The organism is Paenisporosarcina sp. P5_A11 (assembly GCF_056400705.1).
Genome location: NZ_JBFUKT010000003.1, coordinates 70210 through 90749, shown reverse-complemented (window position 1 = coordinate 90749; position 20540 = coordinate 70210). Strand labels below are relative to the sequence as shown.

The 20540-nt window shown below is 40.9% G+C and carries 15 protein-coding genes; all 15 read right to left on the bottom strand.

Features of this window, described 5'->3' with window-relative positions; genetic code table 11:
• Positions 1 to 94: 94 nt before the first annotated feature.
• The 15 genes from AC1DOS_RS02100 to rpoC all read right to left on the bottom strand — a co-directional run bounded on the left by AC1DOS_RS02100 (position 95) and on the right by rpoC (position 20492).
• Positions 95 to 1411 carry a Na+/H+ antiporter family protein gene (locus AC1DOS_RS02100; RefSeq protein ID WP_477536225.1) on the bottom strand — a complete coding sequence of 439 codons (1317 nt, stop codon included), beginning with the start codon at positions 1409 to 1411 and terminating at the stop codon, positions 95 to 97.
• Positions 1412 to 2159: 748 nt separating this feature from the next.
• The gene (locus AC1DOS_RS02095; RefSeq protein ID WP_477536224.1) at positions 2160 to 3176 is read right to left on the bottom strand and encodes a threonine/serine dehydratase; all 1017 of its coding nucleotides are present in this window, start codon (positions 3174 to 3176) and stop codon (positions 2160 to 2162) included.
• On the bottom strand, positions 3177 to 3767 hold the full coding sequence (leuD, locus tag AC1DOS_RS02090) for a 3-isopropylmalate dehydratase small subunit (protein WP_108586005.1): 591 nt from the start codon (positions 3765 to 3767) through the stop codon (positions 3177 to 3179).
• Positions 3768 to 3793: 26 nt separating this feature from the next.
• Positions 3794 to 5212, bottom strand: coding sequence for a 3-isopropylmalate dehydratase large subunit (gene leuC / locus AC1DOS_RS02085; RefSeq protein WP_108586004.1), 1419 nt, complete (start codon positions 5210 to 5212; stop codon positions 3794 to 3796).
• An 18-nt stretch (positions 5213 to 5230) separates the two neighbouring features.
• Positions 5231 to 6331 (bottom strand): 3-isopropylmalate dehydrogenase, encoded by a 1101-nt coding sequence (gene leuB / locus AC1DOS_RS02080; RefSeq protein ID WP_477536223.1) that lies wholly within the window; start codon positions 6329 to 6331, stop codon positions 5231 to 5233.
• Positions 6332 to 6357: 26 nt separating this feature from the next.
• Entirely contained in the window at positions 6358 to 7899 is a 1542-nt protein-coding gene (locus AC1DOS_RS02075) for a 2-isopropylmalate synthase (protein WP_108586002.1), read from the bottom strand.
• Entirely contained in the window at positions 7886 to 8917 is a 1032-nt protein-coding gene (gene ilvC, locus AC1DOS_RS02070; RefSeq protein WP_477536222.1) for a ketol-acid reductoisomerase, read from the bottom strand. The genes AC1DOS_RS02075 and ilvC overlap by 14 nt, the downstream gene beginning before the upstream one ends.
• A 25-nt stretch (positions 8918 to 8942) precedes the next feature.
• Positions 8943 to 9452 carry an acetolactate synthase small subunit gene (gene ilvN / locus AC1DOS_RS02065; protein ID WP_108586000.1) on the bottom strand — a complete coding sequence of 170 codons (510 nt, stop codon included), beginning with the start codon at positions 9450 to 9452 and terminating at the stop codon, positions 8943 to 8945.
• Positions 9449 to 11167, bottom strand: a complete 1719-nt coding sequence (gene ilvB, locus AC1DOS_RS02060) for a biosynthetic-type acetolactate synthase large subunit (RefSeq protein ID WP_477536241.1) — start codon at positions 11165 to 11167, stop codon at positions 9449 to 9451. The genes ilvN and ilvB overlap by 4 nt, the downstream gene beginning before the upstream one ends.
• Before the next feature lie 790 nt (positions 11168 to 11957).
• On the bottom strand, positions 11958 to 13145 hold the full coding sequence (gene tuf, locus AC1DOS_RS02055; protein ID WP_108585998.1) for an elongation factor Tu: 1188 nt from the start codon (positions 13143 to 13145) through the stop codon (positions 11958 to 11960).
• 121 nt (positions 13146 to 13266) lie between these two features.
• Positions 13267 to 15342 (bottom strand): elongation factor G, encoded by a 2076-nt coding sequence (fusA, locus tag AC1DOS_RS02050; RefSeq protein WP_108585997.1) that lies wholly within the window; start codon positions 15340 to 15342, stop codon positions 13267 to 13269.
• Positions 15343 to 15393: 51 nt separating this feature from the next.
• Complete coding sequence (gene rpsG, locus AC1DOS_RS02045; protein ID WP_108585996.1) at positions 15394 to 15864, bottom strand: 30S ribosomal protein S7; 471 nt, start codon at positions 15862 to 15864, stop codon at positions 15394 to 15396.
• Positions 15865 to 15916: 52 nt separating this feature from the next.
• Complete coding sequence (gene rpsL, locus AC1DOS_RS02040; RefSeq protein ID WP_024536499.1) at positions 15917 to 16339, bottom strand: 30S ribosomal protein S12; 423 nt, start codon at positions 16337 to 16339, stop codon at positions 15917 to 15919.
• Between the two features lie 99 nt (positions 16340 to 16438).
• Positions 16439 to 16687: a ribosomal L7Ae/L30e/S12e/Gadd45 family protein gene (locus tag AC1DOS_RS02035; protein ID WP_108585995.1), complete on the bottom strand. Its 249-nt coding sequence runs from the start codon at positions 16685 to 16687 to the stop codon at positions 16439 to 16441.
• A gap of 202 nt (positions 16688 to 16889) precedes the next feature.
• On the bottom strand, positions 16890 to 20492 hold the full coding sequence (rpoC, locus tag AC1DOS_RS02030; RefSeq protein ID WP_108585994.1) for a DNA-directed RNA polymerase subunit beta': 3603 nt from the start codon (positions 20490 to 20492) through the stop codon (positions 16890 to 16892).
• Between the last annotated feature and the right edge of the window lie 48 nt (positions 20493 to 20540).

Genomic DNA, 20540 nt, shown 5'->3' with positions numbered 1-20540 from the left:
TTTGACGAAATTCTTTCTAATGCTTTCTTATTGTATGATGGATCCTATTTTCTTTCAATAGCTTGATGAATTGTCCGAACATTAAGTTCTTACTTTATAACACCATGACAGCAATCCAACCGAATACTAGTAACGGAATATTGTAATGAATGAACGTTGGAACACACGTATCCCAGATGTGATTGTGTTGACCATCTACGTTTAATCCGGCAGTCGGACCAAGCGTACTGTCTGAAGCTGGCGAGCCTGCATCACCCAGTGCACCTGCAGTTCCTATTAAAGAAATGATTGCTAACGTACTAAATTCAAACTCAATAGCTAACGGAACGAATATCGCGGCGATAATTGGAATCGTTGCAAATGAAGATCCGATTCCCATTGTAATAAGTAAACCAATCAAAAGCATAAGCATTGCAGCTAACGCTTTGTTCCCTTCTAATAAAGAAGATGAACTTGCAACTAGCAATTCAATATCTCCTGTCGCTTGAATCACGGAAGCAAAACCATTTGCTGTAATCATTACAAAACCTATGAACGCCATCAAACGCATTCCATCTGTTAATAGAATATCTGCTTCTTTCCATTTAAGAGCTCCTGTTACATATAACGTTAAGATTCCAGCGAGTGCACCCATAATCATCGACTCTGTTTGAATCTGAACAACCAGTGCAGCAATTAGTGAGAGAACAGTAAAGAAAATGAGTTTTTTATTAACGTTGGTTAAGGCTGTTTCTTCTATTTTAATATCTTGCGTATACTCTCTTGGTTTTCTATAAGAAATGAAGATAGCAATTAAAAGACCTATAACAAGACCGGCTGTCGGAATCAACATCGCAAAAGGAATATCCTTCATATCGATTGCGAGGCCAGCAGCTTCCATTTGTATAGCAACAATTTCGTGGAAGATGAAACCAAAGCCATATGGTAATAATATATATGGAGCCGTCAAACCAAATGTTAACACCGAGGCGATGAGACGACGATCTAGTCTAAGTAAATTCATCACATGAATGATTGGTGGAACGAGTAAGGGAATGAAGGCAATATGAATCGGAATTAAATTTTGAGAAAATACAGCCATGAGCAATAACGCTAAAATGATGAGCGTTTTTGCCAATCCAGTTTTTTCAGTGTCCCCATCCTTTTTAATCATTTTAAGAATGCTTGCCACGAGAAGTTCTGGAATTCCGGTTTTTGAAATCGCAACTGCGAATCCTCCAAGTAAAGCATAACTCAAGGCGATTGAAGCTCCGCCTCCTAACCCCTCTGTAAAAGTCGTGATGGTATTAGTCAATGACAGACCACCAACTACCCCACCTGAGATCGCTCCTATAAGTAAAGCAAATACTACGTTAACACGCAGTAAGCTTAATACCAACATTACTGCAACTGCAAATATTACAGCGTTCATATATATCAAACTCCTTTAGTTTGCTAATGCGTTAAAGTGCACAACTTAAATTAACAAATCGCTAAAACGTTGTCAATAGTAAGTCATTGGTTTGACTGAAGCTCGAAAAGTCTGAATATAACGAGGGCATTCTGCTGAAGCGAAGCACCTCTGACTGACGATTTGTTTCCTACGTGCTGTTTTGTCGTTTCTATTCGCAAATCTATAAAAATACAATGAACGGCATTCCAAAATTCCATTCTTTCTTATCCTAAGAACAAAGGGGATCATTCTGCGGTGGGTCGCGTTCTTCGCTCGCTAGGTATCTAGACGCTCAAAAGATTTAAAATTTTGGTTTACTAGAGAAGCGTCGCTAACTTTCTAGAGATATTTGCAGAAGATGATATTTCGACCTCTTTCTTCTTAATTTATTTTCGAGACTACGACTCTGGAAGTGGCACTTAATTTAATGGAATTATAAACGGTAGCAGATAATGATTACTTTTATGCAAAAAGGTTTCCAGTCTGCTTCGGACGTATCCAGAGCGACGAAAGCAACTGAGCCGCAAGATTACTGTAATAGTAAGTGGTGGATGTGACATCGTCATATCCACCACTTAACTTCTTCCTTAGGCAAAAGGTGCAGTCTGATGCTTTCCCAAGCTCCCCGGAAACCTGAGGAAAAGTGATTGCACTTTAGTAGACCTAAATGATAAATTTCTTTATTCAATAAGAAAACCCTTCGCACAACAGCGAAGGGTTTCAACAATTAAAATGAACTTGCTACAACTATACCTGTTGCAGTTTTAAGACACTCATCTAATTTGCCAATATCGTAATTGCCTCCACTTACAATAACCCCTGTACTAGACGAGGTACTTGGGAGGCGATGATGAAGAGCGACAGCCACTGCAGCTGCCCCAGCGCCTTCAACTAACATTTTTTCGCGTTCTAGCATAAAGAGGATAGATGAAGCAATTTCCTCTTCAGTTACTGTAATCACGTCATCAACATAAGCTTGAATAATTTTTGTCGTCAGCTTGCCTGGTACTCTTACATTAATGCCTTCTGCCATGGTCGGTGAAAACGCATTTGAAACAAAGTTGGTGTCTCGGAAACTCGCTGCAATGGGGGAAGTTACTTGAGCCTGAACTCCAATGACACGCACTGACGGACGGATTAATTTAACCGCAAGTGCCGTCCCCGCAAGCAAGCCACCCCCTCCTGTTGGAACAATGATGGTATCGAGGTCTGGACATTGTTGGAGCATTTCCATTGCTACCGTTGCTTGACCTTCAATAATTGCCAAGTCATCAAAAGGATGAACGAATGTTGCTCCAGTTAGAAGTTGGTGTTTCTTTGAAGCTGAATAGGCTTCATCAAAATTATTTCCAACAAGTCGAACGTCCGCCCCATATTGTCGTGTAGCCATTACCTTTGCTTGTGGTGTCGTTTCAGGCATAAAGATAATTACCGGTATTCCTTTTTCTCTACACGCGAGAGCCACACCTTGCGCGTGATTTCCCGCTGAAGCAGCAATAATCCCTTTTGCGTTTTCCTCATCGGATAATTGCCTAATTTTATTGAATGCGCCACGGACTTTGAAAGAACCTGTTTTCTGTAGATTTTCAAGTTTCAAATAAACTTTACTGCCACTGATGCTATTCAATGTGCTTGATTGTTTACACGGTGTGCGGTGGACAATAGTTGCTAGTTTTTCAAAAGCGTTGTATATTCCTTCGGTTCCATAGTAATCCCCAATAATCCCATCTCCTTTAAAAGTCATTTACAGTAGATGTGTCTTTTGCTCATACTCCGCGATGTATGCATCATACTGGAACGTTAATGCAATTTCATCCCATCCATTTAAAAGCATCTCTTTCCAGTAGGGATCGATTGCAAATTCATAGACGATGCCAGCTTGTCCTTCAACAGTCTGCTCTTGCAAGTTTATGACCACCTTATATTCCTGAGCTTTCCCTTTGCGAATAAGTTCATCCACTTGGAATCCCTGCAGTCGAATCGGCAGAATGCCATTCTTCACACAATTATTATAAAAAATATCTGCAAAGCTTGGTGCAATAACTACATTAAATCCGTAATCTTGGATTGCCCAGGGCGCATGCTCGCGTGAGGAGCCGCAACCGAAATTCTCTTGAACCACTAAGATCTCTGACCCTCTATACCGTGAATCATTAAGCACAAAATCTTCTACTAGTTTTCCGTCCGAAGAGAAGCGCCAATGATGAAATAAATACTTGCCAAAACCTGTACGCTCAATGCGTTTCAAAAATTCCTTTGAAATGATTTGATCTGTGTCTACATTTTTCCGATCAAGCGGTGTTATGACGCTTACAATTTTATTAATCGGCTTCACTTGTATACCCCCCTCGCTCGTTAAGTTCATGATGTTGACACTACTTCACGTATATACGTTCGAATGTCTGTGAAATGACCTTCTATGGCAGCAGCTGCCGCCATGACTGGACTAACAAGATGTGTCATCGATCCCGCTCCTTGGCGTCCTTCAAAGTTTCTGTTGGAAGTTGAAGCGCAGCGTTCACCTGCTGGAACCGCATCATCATTCATCGCTAGACACATACTGCAACCCGTTTCACGCCATTCAAATCCAGCTTCAAGGAATATTTTATCCAAGCCTTCCTCTTCCGCTGCTCGTTTTACAGATGCGGAACCTGGAACGACGATAGCTGTTACAGAAGGATGCACTTTTTTACCTTCTACGACCTTACTTGCTGCCTGTAAGTCTCCTAACCTTGCATTGGTACAAGAACCGATAAAGACATGTTGAATAGCTATTGAAGACATCGGCGTACCTTCTTCAAGATTCATATATGCAAGTGCTTGATGCAACGCTTCACGATCTGCCTGGCTTTCGAAATCAGCTGCATAAGGTACATGTCCTGCAATGCCAGTACCCATCGAAGGATTAGTACCCCATGTGACGAATGGAGATATTTCATCACAATGAATGCTCAACGATACATCGTATGTTGCTGCCGAATCGCTTGCAAGTGATAACCAATACGCTGCTTCTTTATCAAAATCAGCGCCTTGTGGAACATGTCTTCGTCCTCTTAAGTACTCCACTGTTTTTTCATCCGGACTAATTAACCCTGCGCGAGCCCCTGCTTCAATAGACATATTACAAATTGTCATTCGTTGTTCCATCGTTAAGTTGCGGATGGCTTCACCTGTGTACTCTATAATGTGACCTGTTCCCATATCAATACCGAACTTAGCAATAATCGCCAAAATGACATCCTTAGCCGTTACACCGAAACCAAGTTGTCCATTGATGCGTATCTCCATTGTTTTGGGTTTAGATTGCCAAAGGGTTTGAGTCGAAAGCACATGCTCCACTTCACTTGTCCCGATACCAAATGCTAATGCACCAAATGCTCCGTGAGTGGAGGTATGGCTGTCCCCACAAACGATGGTTTTACCTGGCTGGGTCAACCCGAGCTCAGGTCCGATGACATGAACAATCCCTTGATCTGGATGATTGATTCCAGCAAGCGGCACACCGAACTCTTCGCAATTCTCCTGTAGGGTTTTAATCTGTATTAGGGAAATCGGATCCTTTATGGTTTCACGGTTTCTCGTTGGTACGTTATGATCCATAGTCGCAAAGCATAAATCTGGTCGTCGAACCTTCCGATTATTAAGACGCAAACCTTCAAATGCTTGGGGAGAAGTAACTTCGTGCAATAAATGAAGATCTATATATAGGAGATCCGGCTTTCCCTGTTCTTCGTAAACAATATGTTGTTCCCATATCTTTTCAATAATCGTTTTTTGCATAAGTTTCTCCTCCATTTACTAGACATATGAGTACATAATGTGTTCAGATACAAACTCTCTTTCAAGTTCTTCAATGACTTTCGTGACGAAAGTTTCAGTGGAGACGACGCGTTTTCCTTCTGTAAACAAGTCACCCGTGCAATAGCCATCTCTTAATACGCTTAATACAGCTTCTTCGATCACCAATGCTTCCGAGTGAAGACCGAAAGAATGTTTCAACATCATCGCTGCAGACAAAATAGCTCCAGAAGGATTCGCTTTGTTGTGTCCAACAATGTCAGGTGCAGAACCGTGAACTGGCTCGTACATCCCAAAGCCATCGGAGCGGATACTAGCAGAAGGCAACATGCCGAGAGATCCCGTGATTACGGATGCTTCATCACTCAAAATATCACCGAACAGGTTTTCAGTAACGATCACATCAAATGTACGAGGATTGGTAATCAGCTTCATGGCTGCAGAATCAACAAGCATATGCTCCACTTCGATATCAGGATAGGCTTTCTTACGTTCTTCTACAACTTCACGCCATAACTTGCTCGTCTCAAGAACATTGGCTTTATCGATAGAAGTTACTTTGCCTCTCCGTGTGCGAGCAATTTCAAACGCTTGATTGACTACGCGCTCTATTTCTTCCCTTGTATAGACTAGGGTATCAACTCCAGACTTATCAGAGTGTCGTTTTGGTTCACCGAAATACAAGCCGCTCGTCAATTCCCTTACAATCACCATGTCTACATCTTTGGCTACATCATCTTTTAAGGGTGATGAGCTTAAAAGTGAAGGGATAGCTTTTACTGGACGGATATTCGCGAACAAATCAAAATGCTTTCGGATGTTCAAAAGCCCTCTTTCTGGCCGTAAGTGAGAAGGTTGTTGGTCCCATTTAGCCCCTCCAACTGCACCTAGTAGGATCGCATCGCTGGCTTCACAAACATCCAGGGTTTCCTGAGGCAGCGGATTTCTATACTTATCTACCGCTTCACCACCGATTGCCGCGTGCTTAAAATGGAAAGTATGACCATAACGCATTCCAATGGTTTGCAGCACCTTAACTGCCGCTTTTGTAACTTCTGGTCCGATCCCGTCTCCAGGCAATACTGCTATCGTTTTTTCCATTGTAAATTCCTCCTGTTCCTATTTTTTCACCCAACCACTAATTCTACTTTTTGTCCTACTTTCACTAGCTGGCGATTTACTGCGTTTAGATAGGCTTTTGCCGTCGCTTCCAATACATCTTGTGCTACATCACGACCTGTAACCGTCTCTCCGTTATAACTTAAGTTGATAACCGCTTCGCCTAATGCATCGCGACCTTTACCAACTGATGTTACTCGGTAATCCAAAATATGAACTTTACCTTTTACGATGCGTTCCAATGTGTTGAATATCGCTTCAACTGAACCTGCTCCAATTGCGGCTTCAGCAATTAATTCACCAGTAGGTTGATAAGCAGATACGGTCGCTGTAGGAATATTCTCCGTGCTGTACTGCACTTGCACACTTGCCAATTCATAGACAGGTGTATTCTTTTCGTTAATTTGCTGATCTGTTAGTAAGATGAATAAATCGTCTTGCACAATTTCTTTTTTGCTATCTGCCAGCTTTTTAAATTCGGCAAATGCTTTATTCAATTTCTCATCACTCAGTTCAAAGCCCATTTTAATGGCACGGTCTTTGAAAGCATGTCTACCGGAATGTTTACCAAGCACCAACTCTGTACTTGCATCTCCAATCAATGCCGGAGTAATAATTTCATAAGTTAATGGATTCTTTAGCATACCGTCTTGATGAATACCAGATTCATGAGCGAAAGCATTTTTCCCGACAATCGCTTTGTTCGACTGAATAAAACTACCAGTCAATTGACTGACCAACTGGCTTGTGCGCTTAATCTCATGAAGATTCACAGTGGTGTTAATGCCATATAAGTGTTTGCGGATATGTAAAGCGACGACAATTTCTTCCAATGCTACGTTCCCCGCACGTTCTCCAATGCCATTGATTGTTCCTTCAACTTGATTTGCACCATTTTCGATGGCTGCCAGTGTATTAGCAGTAGCCATTCCCAGATCATCATGACAATGAGCAGACAACTTAACTTTCTCGATACCCTGTACATTTTCTTTCATATATTTGAACATCGCACCATACTCACTTGGTGTCGCATAGCCCACCGTATCTGGTAGATTAATCGTTGTCGCACCCGCTTGAATCACTTTTTGAATAATATGAGCTAAAAATTCCGGATCAGAACGGGAAGCATCTTCTGCTGACCACTGGACAAGAGGAAAAAACTTTCGAGCATATTTGACTGAATCAACTGCAATTTCTACCACTTGCTCCGGTGTTTTCAACAGTTTGTGTTCCATATGAATCGGTGAAGTAGCCAAGAAAATATGGATATGGGGCTGCTCCGCTCCCTTTAACGCTTCCCAAGCTCTATCTATATCACTTTTAACTGACCGTGCAAGTCCTGTCACGATTGAATTTTTCACAGTGCCAGCAATTCGCTGCACCGCATCGAAATCACCGGCTGAAGCGGCGGGAAATCCAGCCTCGATAATCGTTGCACCAAACCGTTCGAGCTGACGAGCGATTTCAATTTTCTCAGCAGTATTTAAATTAATACCAGCCGACTGTTCTCCATCCCTTAGCGTCGTATCAAAAATTTCAATTTCTCGCACTTGCGACCACCTCTTTTACTTTTGGCTTCTCTTCGTTAATAAAAGGCATCATCGAGCGAAGTTCACGTCCCACAATTTCAATTTGATGTGTTTCTTCCGCTTTTTCAATTGCGCTAAATTCAGGGCGGTTCAATTGATTTTCAAGCAACCATCCTTTTGCAAATTTTCCAGTTTGAATGTCGCTGAGAATATCTTTCATGCGGGCTTTAGTACCGTCATCAACAATTCGTGGTCCTGAAACAAAGTCTCCCCACTGAGCTGTATCTGAAATGGATGAACGCATTCCTGACATGCCACCTTCATACATCAAATCTACAATTAATTTTAATTCGTGCATGCATTCAAAGTAAGCAAGTTCCGGTTGGTATCCTGCTTCCACAAGCGTTTCAAAACCTGCCTTCACAAGAGCAGTTAATCCGCCGCACAGTACTGCTTGTTCTCCGAATAAATCGGTTTCTGTTTCTTCTTTAAACGTCGTTTCCAGTACTCCAGCACGAGTGCTACCAATTCCTTTTGCATAAGCAAGTGCTACTTCTTGAGCTTGACCCGAAACATCTTGATGAATCGCGATTAGGGCGGGGACTCCGGCTCCAGCTTCAAATGTTCGACGAACTAGATGGCCCGGTCCTTTCGGTGCTACTAAAAATACATCCACATTTTCAGGGGCCACAATCTGGTTGAAATGAACGTTAAAACCATGAGCAAAAACTAGTGATTTACCAGCAGTAAGTCCTGGTTTGATATCATCGTTGTAGACTTGTGTCTGACGCTCATCTGGAACGAGCATCATGATGACATCCGCCACCTTCGCCGCTTCCGCTGCCGATGTAACATGCAAACCGTCCGCTTTTGCTTGATCAAAAGATTTTCCAGGTCGTACGCCTACTACCACATCAAATCCTGAATCATTTAGATTTTGTGCATGTGCATGTCCTTGAGATCCATAACCGATGATTGCGATCGTTTGACCTTTCAATACCTGTTCGTTTACGTCTTGGTTATAATACATTTTTGCCATTTAAATTCCCCCTTGGTTTTTTAATTTAAATTGATAGTTTTTCTGTATTTGATTTTTGCGTCTCCCGAACAAATGCTGAAACACCTGAACTAGTTAGTTCCTTAATGCCATATGGTTTCATTAAATCAATGAACGCTTCAATTTTTTCTGGGTGGCCAATCACTTGAAATGTGGTAATATTTTTGCTCATATCCACTACTGTCGCTCGAAATGGTTCAACAATACTGTAAATTTCATTTCTGACGGATGGTGGAGTGACTACTTTGACGAGTGCCAATTCCCTCATGACAATCGCTCTGTCTGTTATATCGTTAACTTTGATCACATCAATTTGTTTCTGCAGTTGTTTCAGAAGCTGTTCAAGTTTCCCTTCATCTTCAACATTGACTACAAACGTCATTTTTGACATTCCCGCCTGTTCAGTGTGACCAACTGAAATACTTTCAATATTGAACTGCCTTTTCATTAAAAGGCCTGTAACGCGGTTCATTACGCCACTTTGATTGATTACCGTAGCTGTTATTATCCGTTTCACTCGCCACTCACTCCAATCATCTCATTCAGCCCTCTCCCTGGTGCGACCATTGGATAGACGTTTTCCATTTGCACCACCCGGCAATCAATTAGCGCAGGTTCATTGGAATTAAAGGCTTCCGTAAACACTGCTTCTGCTTCTTCTATTGTTTCAACTTTGTAGCCTTGAATATCATAAGCCTGTGCCAGTTTCACAAAGTCTGGTTGAACATGTATTAGCGACTGTGAATAACGTTCTTCGTAGAATGTTTCCTGCCACTGTCTCACCATGCCAAGACATCGATTGTTTAAAATGACGATTTTCACTGGAAGACGTAATTCCTGCAACAGGGATAATTCCTGCAAGGTCATTTGAAATCCTGCGTCTCCTACGATAGAGATTACTTTAGAATTCGGCTTCGCAAGTTGTGCCCCAATTGCAGCAGGGAAACCAAAGCCCATCGTTCCTAACCCTCCTGATGTTACCCAATTATGTGGATGATTAAATGAATAATATTGGGCCGCCCACATTTGATGCTGGCCAACGTCTGTCGTGACAATTGCATCACCTTTAGTTAATCGGTGAATCAATTCAATTGCTTGCTGAGGAAGAATTCCCCGTTGCTTATCCGCTTTATAGAAAAGTGGATATTTCTCTGTGTTATCTGATAAACTTTCCAGCCATTCTCCTGTATCTGGACCTGCAAATGTTTGATTTAATAACGCCTGCAATGCGTCCTTAGCGTCTGCCACAATCGGAATCGCAGTCGGTACATTCTTTCCGATTTCAGCAGGATCGATGTCAATATGAATCACTACTGCATTTGGTGCAAAATGAGCAAGATTGCCAGTCAAACGATCATCGAAACGAGCGCCGATGTTTATTAGTACATCACATTCACAGATTGCTGTATTTGCTGTATAGGTTCCATGCATTCCTGCCATTCCGAGAAACAATTTGTGACTGCCCTCTATGCTTCCTAGCCCTAGTAATGTATTAACCACGGGAATCTGATAGCGTTCCACAAATTCCTTTAATTCTTCTGTAGCTTTAGCGGTAAGGATACCTGCACCCGCAAGAATAAGTGGTTTTTTTGCTCGAGATAATACCTGAATTGCTTTTTGAATTTGAAGATAGTTTGGACTCCTAGTTGGTTGGTAACCAGGCAAATATACTTCCTCATCCCCCACTCCGCTTGTTTCGAATACCTCTGCTGAAATATCTTTCGGTATATCTATCACGACAGGTCCTGGACGTCCCGTGGAAGCAATATAAAATGCCTCCTTGATGATTCGTGGCAAGTTTTGTAAATCCTTAACCTGATAATTATGTTTTGTAATGGGTTGCGTAATGCCTACAATGTCCGCTTCCTGGAAAGCATCCGTTCCAATTACTGAAGATGCAACCTGACCTGTAATGATCACCAGTGGAAGTGAATCGAGCATCGCATCAGCAATTCCTGTCACCAAGTTTGTTGCGCCTGGTCCCGATGTAGCAATCACAACCCCTGTTTTTCCGGAGACTCGCGCATAACCTTCAGCGGCATGTATCGCACCTTGCTCATGTCTTGCAAGTACATGACGGATAGGATTTTTATGAAGAGCATCATAAATCGGTAGCACAGCTCCTCCTGGATAACCAAAAATCAAATCAACACCTTGTTGTTTTAAAGACTGAATCAAGACATCAGCACCTCTCAATTGCTGTTCCTGTTGGGCTACATCTGTTACCTTCATGGTTACTTTCAATCCTTCCGCCTCCTTTTTGTAACTTTTGTGAAATAAAAAAGCTTTTCCATCCCTACACAAAGAAACATGTTCTTTGTATAGGGATGAAAAAGCTTCATGGTACCACCCTATTTCACTGCGTATCCGCAGCCTCATGGACAAGCAATGCTTATCCGTTGATAACGATAATCTTTTGGTGCAGATTACCGGGAAAGCCTAAACGGTATATACCTTTCAGCATTCCACTCAGAGGGGATGTCGCAAATGGGTGTATTACCGGCTTCCACCTGTACCGGTTCTCTGTGAATACAAATTCCATTTACTTTAACCTCGTCAATGATTTAAATATATGTCCCTAGTTTCTATCAAAACAAATATTTTCCAAGGAAATTTATCTTCCTGCTATTGTATTGCTGAATTTCTGAAATATTCCATCGAGTATTATTCATCAATTTTCTTCTTATTAGGTCTTTACTAAAAGTAAATTGTTGCAATCGTATCGTCTATTCGATACCTTGTCAATCGACCTTTTCTTATTTATCAGTCTATTTAGAATATTCATAATTTATGTATCCGTTTACATTGTTATTAGAATAACGTTCTTAAGATATAGAACTATTTTAAAATTTATTTTCAAAATAGTTGAAACATGCAAAAATAGAGTAGATTATTTTTCTGTAACGTATCGTAATTGCCTCCAAAATATTTTTTTAGATAATCTCAATCTAAGAAATTTAGTTAAATAGAAAACAAAAAAAGACCTTGCCAGCGTCCCGGCAAGGTCTTTAGAAATTATTGATTATTTAGTGATAGTCGCAACTACACCAGCACCAACAGTACGTCCACCCTCACGGATAGAGAACTTAGTACCTTCTTCAAGCGCGATTGGAGCGATAAGAGCAACAGTCATTTCGATGTTGTCTCCAGGCATAACCATTTCAACGCCTTCAGGTAAGTTACAGATACCAGTTACGTCAGTTGTACGGAAGTAGAACTGAGGACGGTAGTTAGTGAAGAATGGAGTATGACGTCCACCTTCTTCTTTTGATAAAACATAAACTTCTGCTTTGAATTCAGTATGTGGAGTAATTGTACCTGGTTTAGCCAATACTTGTCCACGTTGGATATCTTCACGAGATACTCCACGAAGAAGAGCACCGATGTTGTCACCAGCTTCTGCATAGTCAAGAAGTTTACGGAACATTTCAACGCCAGTTACTGTAGTTGATTTCGGCTCTTCAACTATACCGATGATATCAACAGAGTCTCCAACTTTAACTTGTCCACGCTCAACACGACCAGTTGCAACTGTACCACGACCTGTGATTGAGAATACATCCTCAACAGGCATCATGAATGGTTTGTCAGTTTGACGTTCTGGAGTTGGGATATAAGAGTCAACAGCGTCCATTAATTCAACGATTTTCTCTTCCCATTTTTCTTCGCCTTCTAATGCTTTAAGAGCTGAACCTTTGATTACTGGAATGTCGTCGCCAGGGAAATCATAATCAGAAAGAAGATCACGAACTTCCATTTCTACTAATTCAAGTAATTCTTCGTCGTCTACCATGTCACATTTGTTCATGAAGACTACTAAGTAAGGAACACCAACTTGACGTGAAAGAAGGATGTGCTCACGAGTTTGTGGCATTGGGCCGTCAGCAGCAGATACTACTAAGATTCCGCCGTCCATTTGTGCAGCACCAGTGATCATGTTCTTAACATAATCGGCATGTCCTGGGCAGTCAACGTGTGCATAGTGACGAGAAGCAGTTTCATATTCAACGTGAGAAGTGTTGATTGTGATTCCGCGCTCTTTTTCTTCAGGAGCATTATCGATTTGTGCGTAGCTCATTGCAGTACCACCAGAGCGTTTTGCAAGAACTGTTGCGATTGCAGCTGTTAAAGTTGTTTTACCATGGTCAACGTGACCAATTGTACCAATATTCGCATGTGTTTTAGAACGATCAAATTTAGCTTTTGCCATTATAGAAGTCCTCCTCAAATTTAAATGTTTAGTTTTTAGTATGAATAATGATGGTCTAGATCCACCATCATTCATACCTCACAAATTTAGTTATACAAGATTAAAAATCAAACTTCAATAATTAACCTTTATTTTTTTTGATAATTTCTTCAGAAATTGATTTTGGTACTTCTTCATAGTGATCAAAGTGCATTGAGAACACACCGCGACCTTGCGTGTTAGAACGCAATGAAGTTGCGTAACCAAACATTTGAGCAAGAGGAACCATTGAACGTACTACTTGCGCGTTTCCACGAGCGTCCATACCTTCAACACGTCCTCGACGTGATGTAATGTCACCCATGATATCGCCAAGGTATTCCTCAGGGATAACTACTTCTACGCGCATGATAGGCTCTAGAAGTACTGGGCTACATTTTGATACTGCGTTTTTAAGTGCCATTGAAGCAGCAATTTTAAACGCCATCTCATTCGAGTCAACATCATGGTAAGATCCGTCGAATAGACGAGCCTTGATGTCAATAAGTGGGTAACCAGCAATTACACCATTGTTTAAAGAGTCACGAAGACCTGCTTCAACAGCTGGGATGTATTCACGTGGTACAACACCACCGACGATTCCGTTTTCGAATTCAAAGCCTTTTCCTTCTTCGTTTGGAGAGAATTCAATCCAAACGTGTCCGAATTGACCACGACCACCAGATTGGCGAACGAACTTACCTTCAACTGAAGCTGATCCACGGAATGTTTCACGGTAAGAAACTTGTGGCGCGCCCACGTTAGCTTCAACCTTGAATTCACGACGCATACGATCAACGATAATATCTAAGTGAAGTTCACCCATACCAGCGATGATAACTTGTCCAGTTTCTACGTCAGTATGAGCGCGGAAAGTTGGATCTTCCTCTTGAAGTTTTTGTAAAGCTTGACCCATTTTATCTTGGTCAGCTTTTGACTTCGGCTCTACAGATAACGAGATAACTGGTTCTGGGAATACCATAGACTCAAGGATAACAAGATGTTTCTCGTCACACAATGTGTCTCCAGTAGTTGTATCTTTAAGACCAACTGCTGCAGCAATGTCACCAGAGTAAACTTGACCAATTTCTTCACGAGAGTTAGCGTGCATTTGTAGGATACGACCTACGCGTTCACGTTTACCTTTAGTTGAGTTCTGTACGTAAGAACCTGAAGAAAGAACACCAGAGTATACGCGGAAGAACGTTAATTTACCAACGTAAGGGTCCGTCATAACTTTGAATGCTAATGCAGAGAAAGGCTCTGAATCGTCTGGTTTACGTAAAACTTCTTCGTCAGAATCCGGAAGAGTACCCATCATTGGCGGTACATCTGTAGGTGCTGGAAGATAGTCGATTACAGCATCAAGCATTAATTGAACACCTTTGTTTTTGAAAGCAGTACCACAAACTACAGGGAAGAATTCAACATTTAGCGTTCCTTTACGGATAGCAGCTTTCAATTCTTCCTTCGTGATTTCTTCGCCACCAAGGTATTTTTCCATTAGTGCTTCATCAAGTTCAGCAATTCCTTCAACTAACTTTTCACGCCATTCGTTTGCAAGTTCGATATGTGATTCAGGAATTTCTTTCACTTGGATGTCTGTTCCTTCATCGTTACCATAATAAATTGCATTCATTTCGACTAAGTCGATAATAGCTTCAAAATCGTCTTCAGCACCAATTGCTAATTGAATCGGATGTGCATTTGCTTGTAAACGATCGTGGATTGTTCCTACAGAATATAGGAAGTCAGCCCCGATTTTGTCCATTTTGTTTACGAAAACAATACGTGGTACGCCATAAGTTGTAGCTTGGCGCCATACTGTTTCAGTTTGTGGTTCAACACCAGACTGTGCATCAAGAACCGCTACAGCACCATCAAGTACACGAAGTGAACGTTCAACTTCAACAGTGAAATCTACGTGTCCTGGTGTATCGATAATGTTTACGCGGTGGCCTTTCCAAGCAGCTGTTGTTGCAGCAGAAGTGATCGTGATTCCACGCTCTTGCTCTTGCTCCATCCAGTCCATTTGTGATGCACCTTCATGCGTTTCACCAATTTTGTGGATACGACCTGTGTAATAAAGAATACGCTCAGTAGTTGTTGTTTTACCAGCATCAATATGTGCCATGATACCAATGTTACGTGTATTCTCTAAGGAGAATTCTCTAGCCATTTTGTATTTCTCCTTCCATCTCAAATTAGTATGATTAGTGGATGAAAAATCCTACCAGCGGTAATGAGCAAACGCTTTGTTAGCTTCCGCCATTTTGTGCATATCTTCACGTTTCTTCACAGAAGCACCTGTGTTGTTAGAAGCGTCAAGAATTTCATTAGCTAAACGCTCTTCCATTGTTTTCTCCCCACGAAGACGAGAATAGTTCACTAAGTAGCGAAGACCTAATGTAGAACGACGTTCTGGACGAACTTCGATTGGCACCTGATAGTTAGAACCACCAACACGGCGAGCTTTAACTTCAAGTACTGGCATAATGTTTGCAAGAGCAGCTTCAAATACTTCTAAAGAATCTTTACCTGAACGTTCTTGAACAAGTTCAAAAGCTCCATAAAGAATTTTTTGAGAAGTACCTCTTTTACCATCCACCATTAATTTGTTGACTAAACGAGTTACTAATTTTGAATTGTATATTGGATCTGGTAACACGTCACGTTTGGAAACAGGACCTTTACGAGGCATGTGTTTTCCTCCTTTCGAAAAAATCTATAATTTTATTTTGTGTTAACTTTTATTAGCTTTTTTTAACTTTAGGGCGTTTAGTTCCGTATAATGAACGGCTTTGCATACGGCCAGTAACACCAGCTGTATCAAGAGCACCACGTACGATATGGTAACGTACTCCCGCTAAATCTTTTACTCGTCCTCCACGGATTAGAACAACACTGTGTTCTTGAAGGTTATGACCTTCACCCGGGATGTACGCAGTAACCTCTAATAGGTTAGTTAAACGTACACGCGCGTATTTACGAAGCGCTGAGTTTGGCTTTCTTGGTGTCATTGTACCAACACGTGTACAAACCCCACGTTTTTGCGGTGAATTAACGTTTGTTAACGTTTTTTTAGAGCTGTTATACCCTTTATTCAAAGCAGGTGAGTTTGATTTTACAGTCTTGGATTTACGAGGCTTACGTACCAATTGGTTAATTGTAGGCATCGATTATTCCTCCCTTCTTCTGATCGTTGTAATACCACACATCCAGGTGGTTCATTTTTGGGTAAAAAACAAAGTTTTTGTGTTCATACACAAAAACTGTTACACAGTAATTGCAACAACTGCTGCACCTACTTGAAGTCCGCAGGCTTTACCAAGTTCTATTCTAGACTCAACATAGTCAATCTTCACACCGTTTTCTTGTGCTGTCTGAATAGCTGATTGGGTGATTCGACTGTCTGCATCTCGAGCCACTAAAATTTCTGTTACATGGCCACCATGGATTGCTTTTACTGTTTGCTTAGTACCGATGACGGTTTTCTTCGCCTGATTAACTTTTTCATAAGACATTTTGCATATCCTCCAAAGACCCAGACCTTCAACTATCAACCTTAAACATGGTATCATTCATAATTTTATCTGTCAACCAGTTTTTTGTTGAAAAGTAGTTAGACCGACTCCGACATTAGAACAATGAATGTTCGATCTGGTCTGTGAAGCTAGAAATAAATACCGGGGGGTTATGTATTAACCCCACCGGATTGTTATTAATTTATTCAGCGCTCACTGCTACTTCAGTTTCATTTTTATTTACATCAACTATCTTGATTTGACGGTAACGTTGCATACCAGTACCCGCTGGAACGAGTTTACCAATAATAACGTTTTCTTTCAAGCCAAGTAATTCATCACGTTTCCCTTTAATTGCCGCGTCTGTTAATACACGCGTAGTTTCTTGGAATGACGCTGCTGATAAGAACGATTCTGTTTCAAGTGAAGCTTTTGTAATACCGAGAATAACTGGGCGACATGTTGCAGGAATTTTTCCGCTTAACACTGCATCTTTATTCGCTTCTGCAAATTGGTGAATGTCGAGTAATGAACCAGGTAATAGTTCAGTTTCACCAGCCTCGATTACACGCACTTTGCGGAGCATTTGGCGAACCATTACTTCGATATGTTTGTCACCAATTTCTACACCCTGCATACGGTATACTTTTTGAACTTCTTTTAGCAAGTAAACTTGTACTGTAGAAACATCTTTAACTTTTAACAATTCTTTTGGATCGATTGAACCTTCTGTTAATACTTCACCACGTTTAATTTGGTCATCTAATTGAACTTTCAAACGACCATTATACGGAGAAAGATATTTACGTGTTTCAACGTCACCTTGAACTGTGATTTCTTTTTGACCTTCACGAATTTCTTCAATTGCAGAGATAACCCCTGTAATTTCAGAAATAACCGCTTGACCTTTAGGGTTACGAGATTCGAAAATCTCTTGGATACGTGGAAGACCTTGAGTAATATCGTCTCCAGCAACACCGCCCGTATGGAACGTACGCATTGTTAACTGAGTACCTGGTTCACCGATTGATTGGGCAGCAATAATACCAACTGCTTCACCAACTTCAACGTCTTCTCCAGTTGCTAAGTTAGTACCGTAACACTTTTTACATACGCCATGTTTCGTGTTACATGTAAATGCCGAACGAATTGTAAGTTCTTCAATTCCAGCATCTAAAATAACGCGAGCTACGTCTTCTGTAATTAAACCATCTTTATCCAAAATAACTTTTTTCGTTTCTGGATGGTAAATTGTTTTACGTGTATGACGACCAACAATACGCTCGTCAAAGCCTTCAATTACTTCTGTGCCATCCATTAATGCGCCAATCAATAAGCCACGGTCCGTTCCGCATTCATCTTCACGAACAATAACGTCTTGAGCAACGTCTACTAAACGACGTGTTAGGTAACCTGAATCGGCTGTTTTAAGTGCTGTATCCGCAAGACCTTTACGAGCACCATGCGTCGAGATGAAGTATTCAAGAACCGTTAAACCTTCACGGAATGATGATTTGATAGGAAGTTCGATAATACGACCGGCTGGATTGGCCATTAAACCACGCATACCTGCAAGTTGAGTAAAGTTGGATGCGTTACCACGCGCTCCAGAGTCACTCATCATGAAGATTGGGTTTAAATTATCTAAAGATTTCATTAGTTTTTCTTGAATAACATCTTTAGCTGCACTCCAATAAGAAATAACACGATCATAACGTTCTTCTTCTGTAATCAAACCACGACGGAATTGCTTCAGAACTTTATCTACTTTATCTTGAGCTTCTTCTAATACTTCACCTTTGTCTGGTAGTACCACGATATCGGAAATACCGATTGTAATACCGGCTCTAGTCGAGTATTTGAAACCAAGGTTTTTCATACGGTCAAGCATTCTAGACGTTTCAGTAATATGGAAACGTTTAAATACTTCAGCAATGATGTTTCCAAGAATTTTCTTCTTGAACGGTGATACGAGTTCCTCTTCGGCGATATGCTTGCGAACATCTGTCGTTGTAGGAACAAAATATTTAGACGGCGTTTCAACTTGAAGGTTGAAATCCGTAGGTTCATTAATGTACGGGAAAGTTTCAGGTAAAATTTCATTGAAAATCACTTTACCTACAGTTGTTAATAACAACATTTTGTTTTGTTCTTCAGAGAATGTTTGGTTTTTCAATGAACCTGCTGCAATTGCAATACGTGTATGCAAATGTGCATGTCCATTTTGGTATGCAAGCAATACTTCATTTGGTCCGTAGAATGTAGAACCTTCACCTGTTGCACCTTTACGCTCAAGTGTTAAGTAATAGTTACCTAAAACCATATCTTGAGATGGTGTAACAACTGGTTTTCCATCTTTCGGATTCAAAATGTTTTGTGCAGCTAACATTAGCAAACGAGCTTCTGCTTGCGCTTCTGCTGATAAAGGAACGTGAACTGCCATTTGGTCACCATCGAAGTCAGCGTTGTAAGCTGTACATACCAGTGGGTGAAGACGAATCGCACGGCCTTCTACTAATGTAGGTTCGAAAGCTTGAATACCTAATCGGTGAAGAGTAGGTGCGCGGTTTAATAAAACCGGATGCTCCTTAATTACGTCTTCCAATACATCCCAAACTTCAGAATGCATACGTTCGATTTTACGTTTTGCACTCTTAATGTTGTGAGCTAAGCCACGTTCAACAAGTTCTTTCATAACAAATGGTTTGAATAATTCAATTGCCATTTCTTTTGGAAGTCCACATTGATACATTTTCAAGTTTGGACCTACAACGATAACCGAACGACCAGAGTAGTCAACACGTTTACCTAGTAAGTTTTGACGGAAACGACCTTGTTTCCCTTTTAACATATGTGAAAGTGATTTCAATGGACGGTTACCCGGTCCAGTAACTGGACGGCCACGACGACCATTATCAATCAATGCATCAACAGCTTCTTGTAACATACGTTTTTCGTTTTGAACAATGATACCTGGCGCGCCAAGATCAAGTAAACGTTTTAAACGGTTATTACGGTTGATAACACGACGATACAAATCATTTAAATCAGATGTAGCAAAACGACCGCCATCTAATTGCACCATTGGACGTATTTCTGGCGGTATTACTGGAAGGACATCTAAAATCATCCAATCAGGTTTGTTACCAGAGTTACGGAATGATTCAACAACTTCTAATCGTTTAATTGCACGCGTACGTCGTTGACCTGCTGCAGTTTTAAGTTCTTCTTTCAACATTTCAGTTTCTTTCTCAAGATCTAAATCTTGAAGAAGACGCTTAATTGCTTCAGCACCCATTGCAGCATAGAATTTCTTGCCATATTTTTCACGGTATGCACGATATTCTTTCTCAGACAATAGTTGCTTGCGTTCAAGCGGTGTATTTGCAGGATCTACAACTACATAAGAAGCAAAGTAAATTACTTCTTCTAATGAACGAGGAGACATATCAAGAATAAGTCCCATACGACTTGGAATTCCTTTGAAATACCAAATATGTGATACAGGAGCCGCTAATTCAATGTGACCCATGCGCTCACGACGTACTTTTGAACGTGTAACTTCAACGCCACAACGATCACATACAACGCCTTTATAACGAACACGCTTATACTTACCACAATGACATTCCCAGTCTTTTGTTGGACCGAAAATACGTTCACAGAACAAACCATCTTTTTCAGGTTTTAGTGTGCGGTAGTTAATCGTTTCAGGCTTCTTCACTTCACCATATGACCAAGAACGAATCTTGTCAGGAGATGCTAAACCAATCTTCATGTACTCAAAATTATTAACGTCTATCAAGGAGCCTACCTCCCTTAGTCTGGGTCTTTTAAAGACTTTATCCACTTA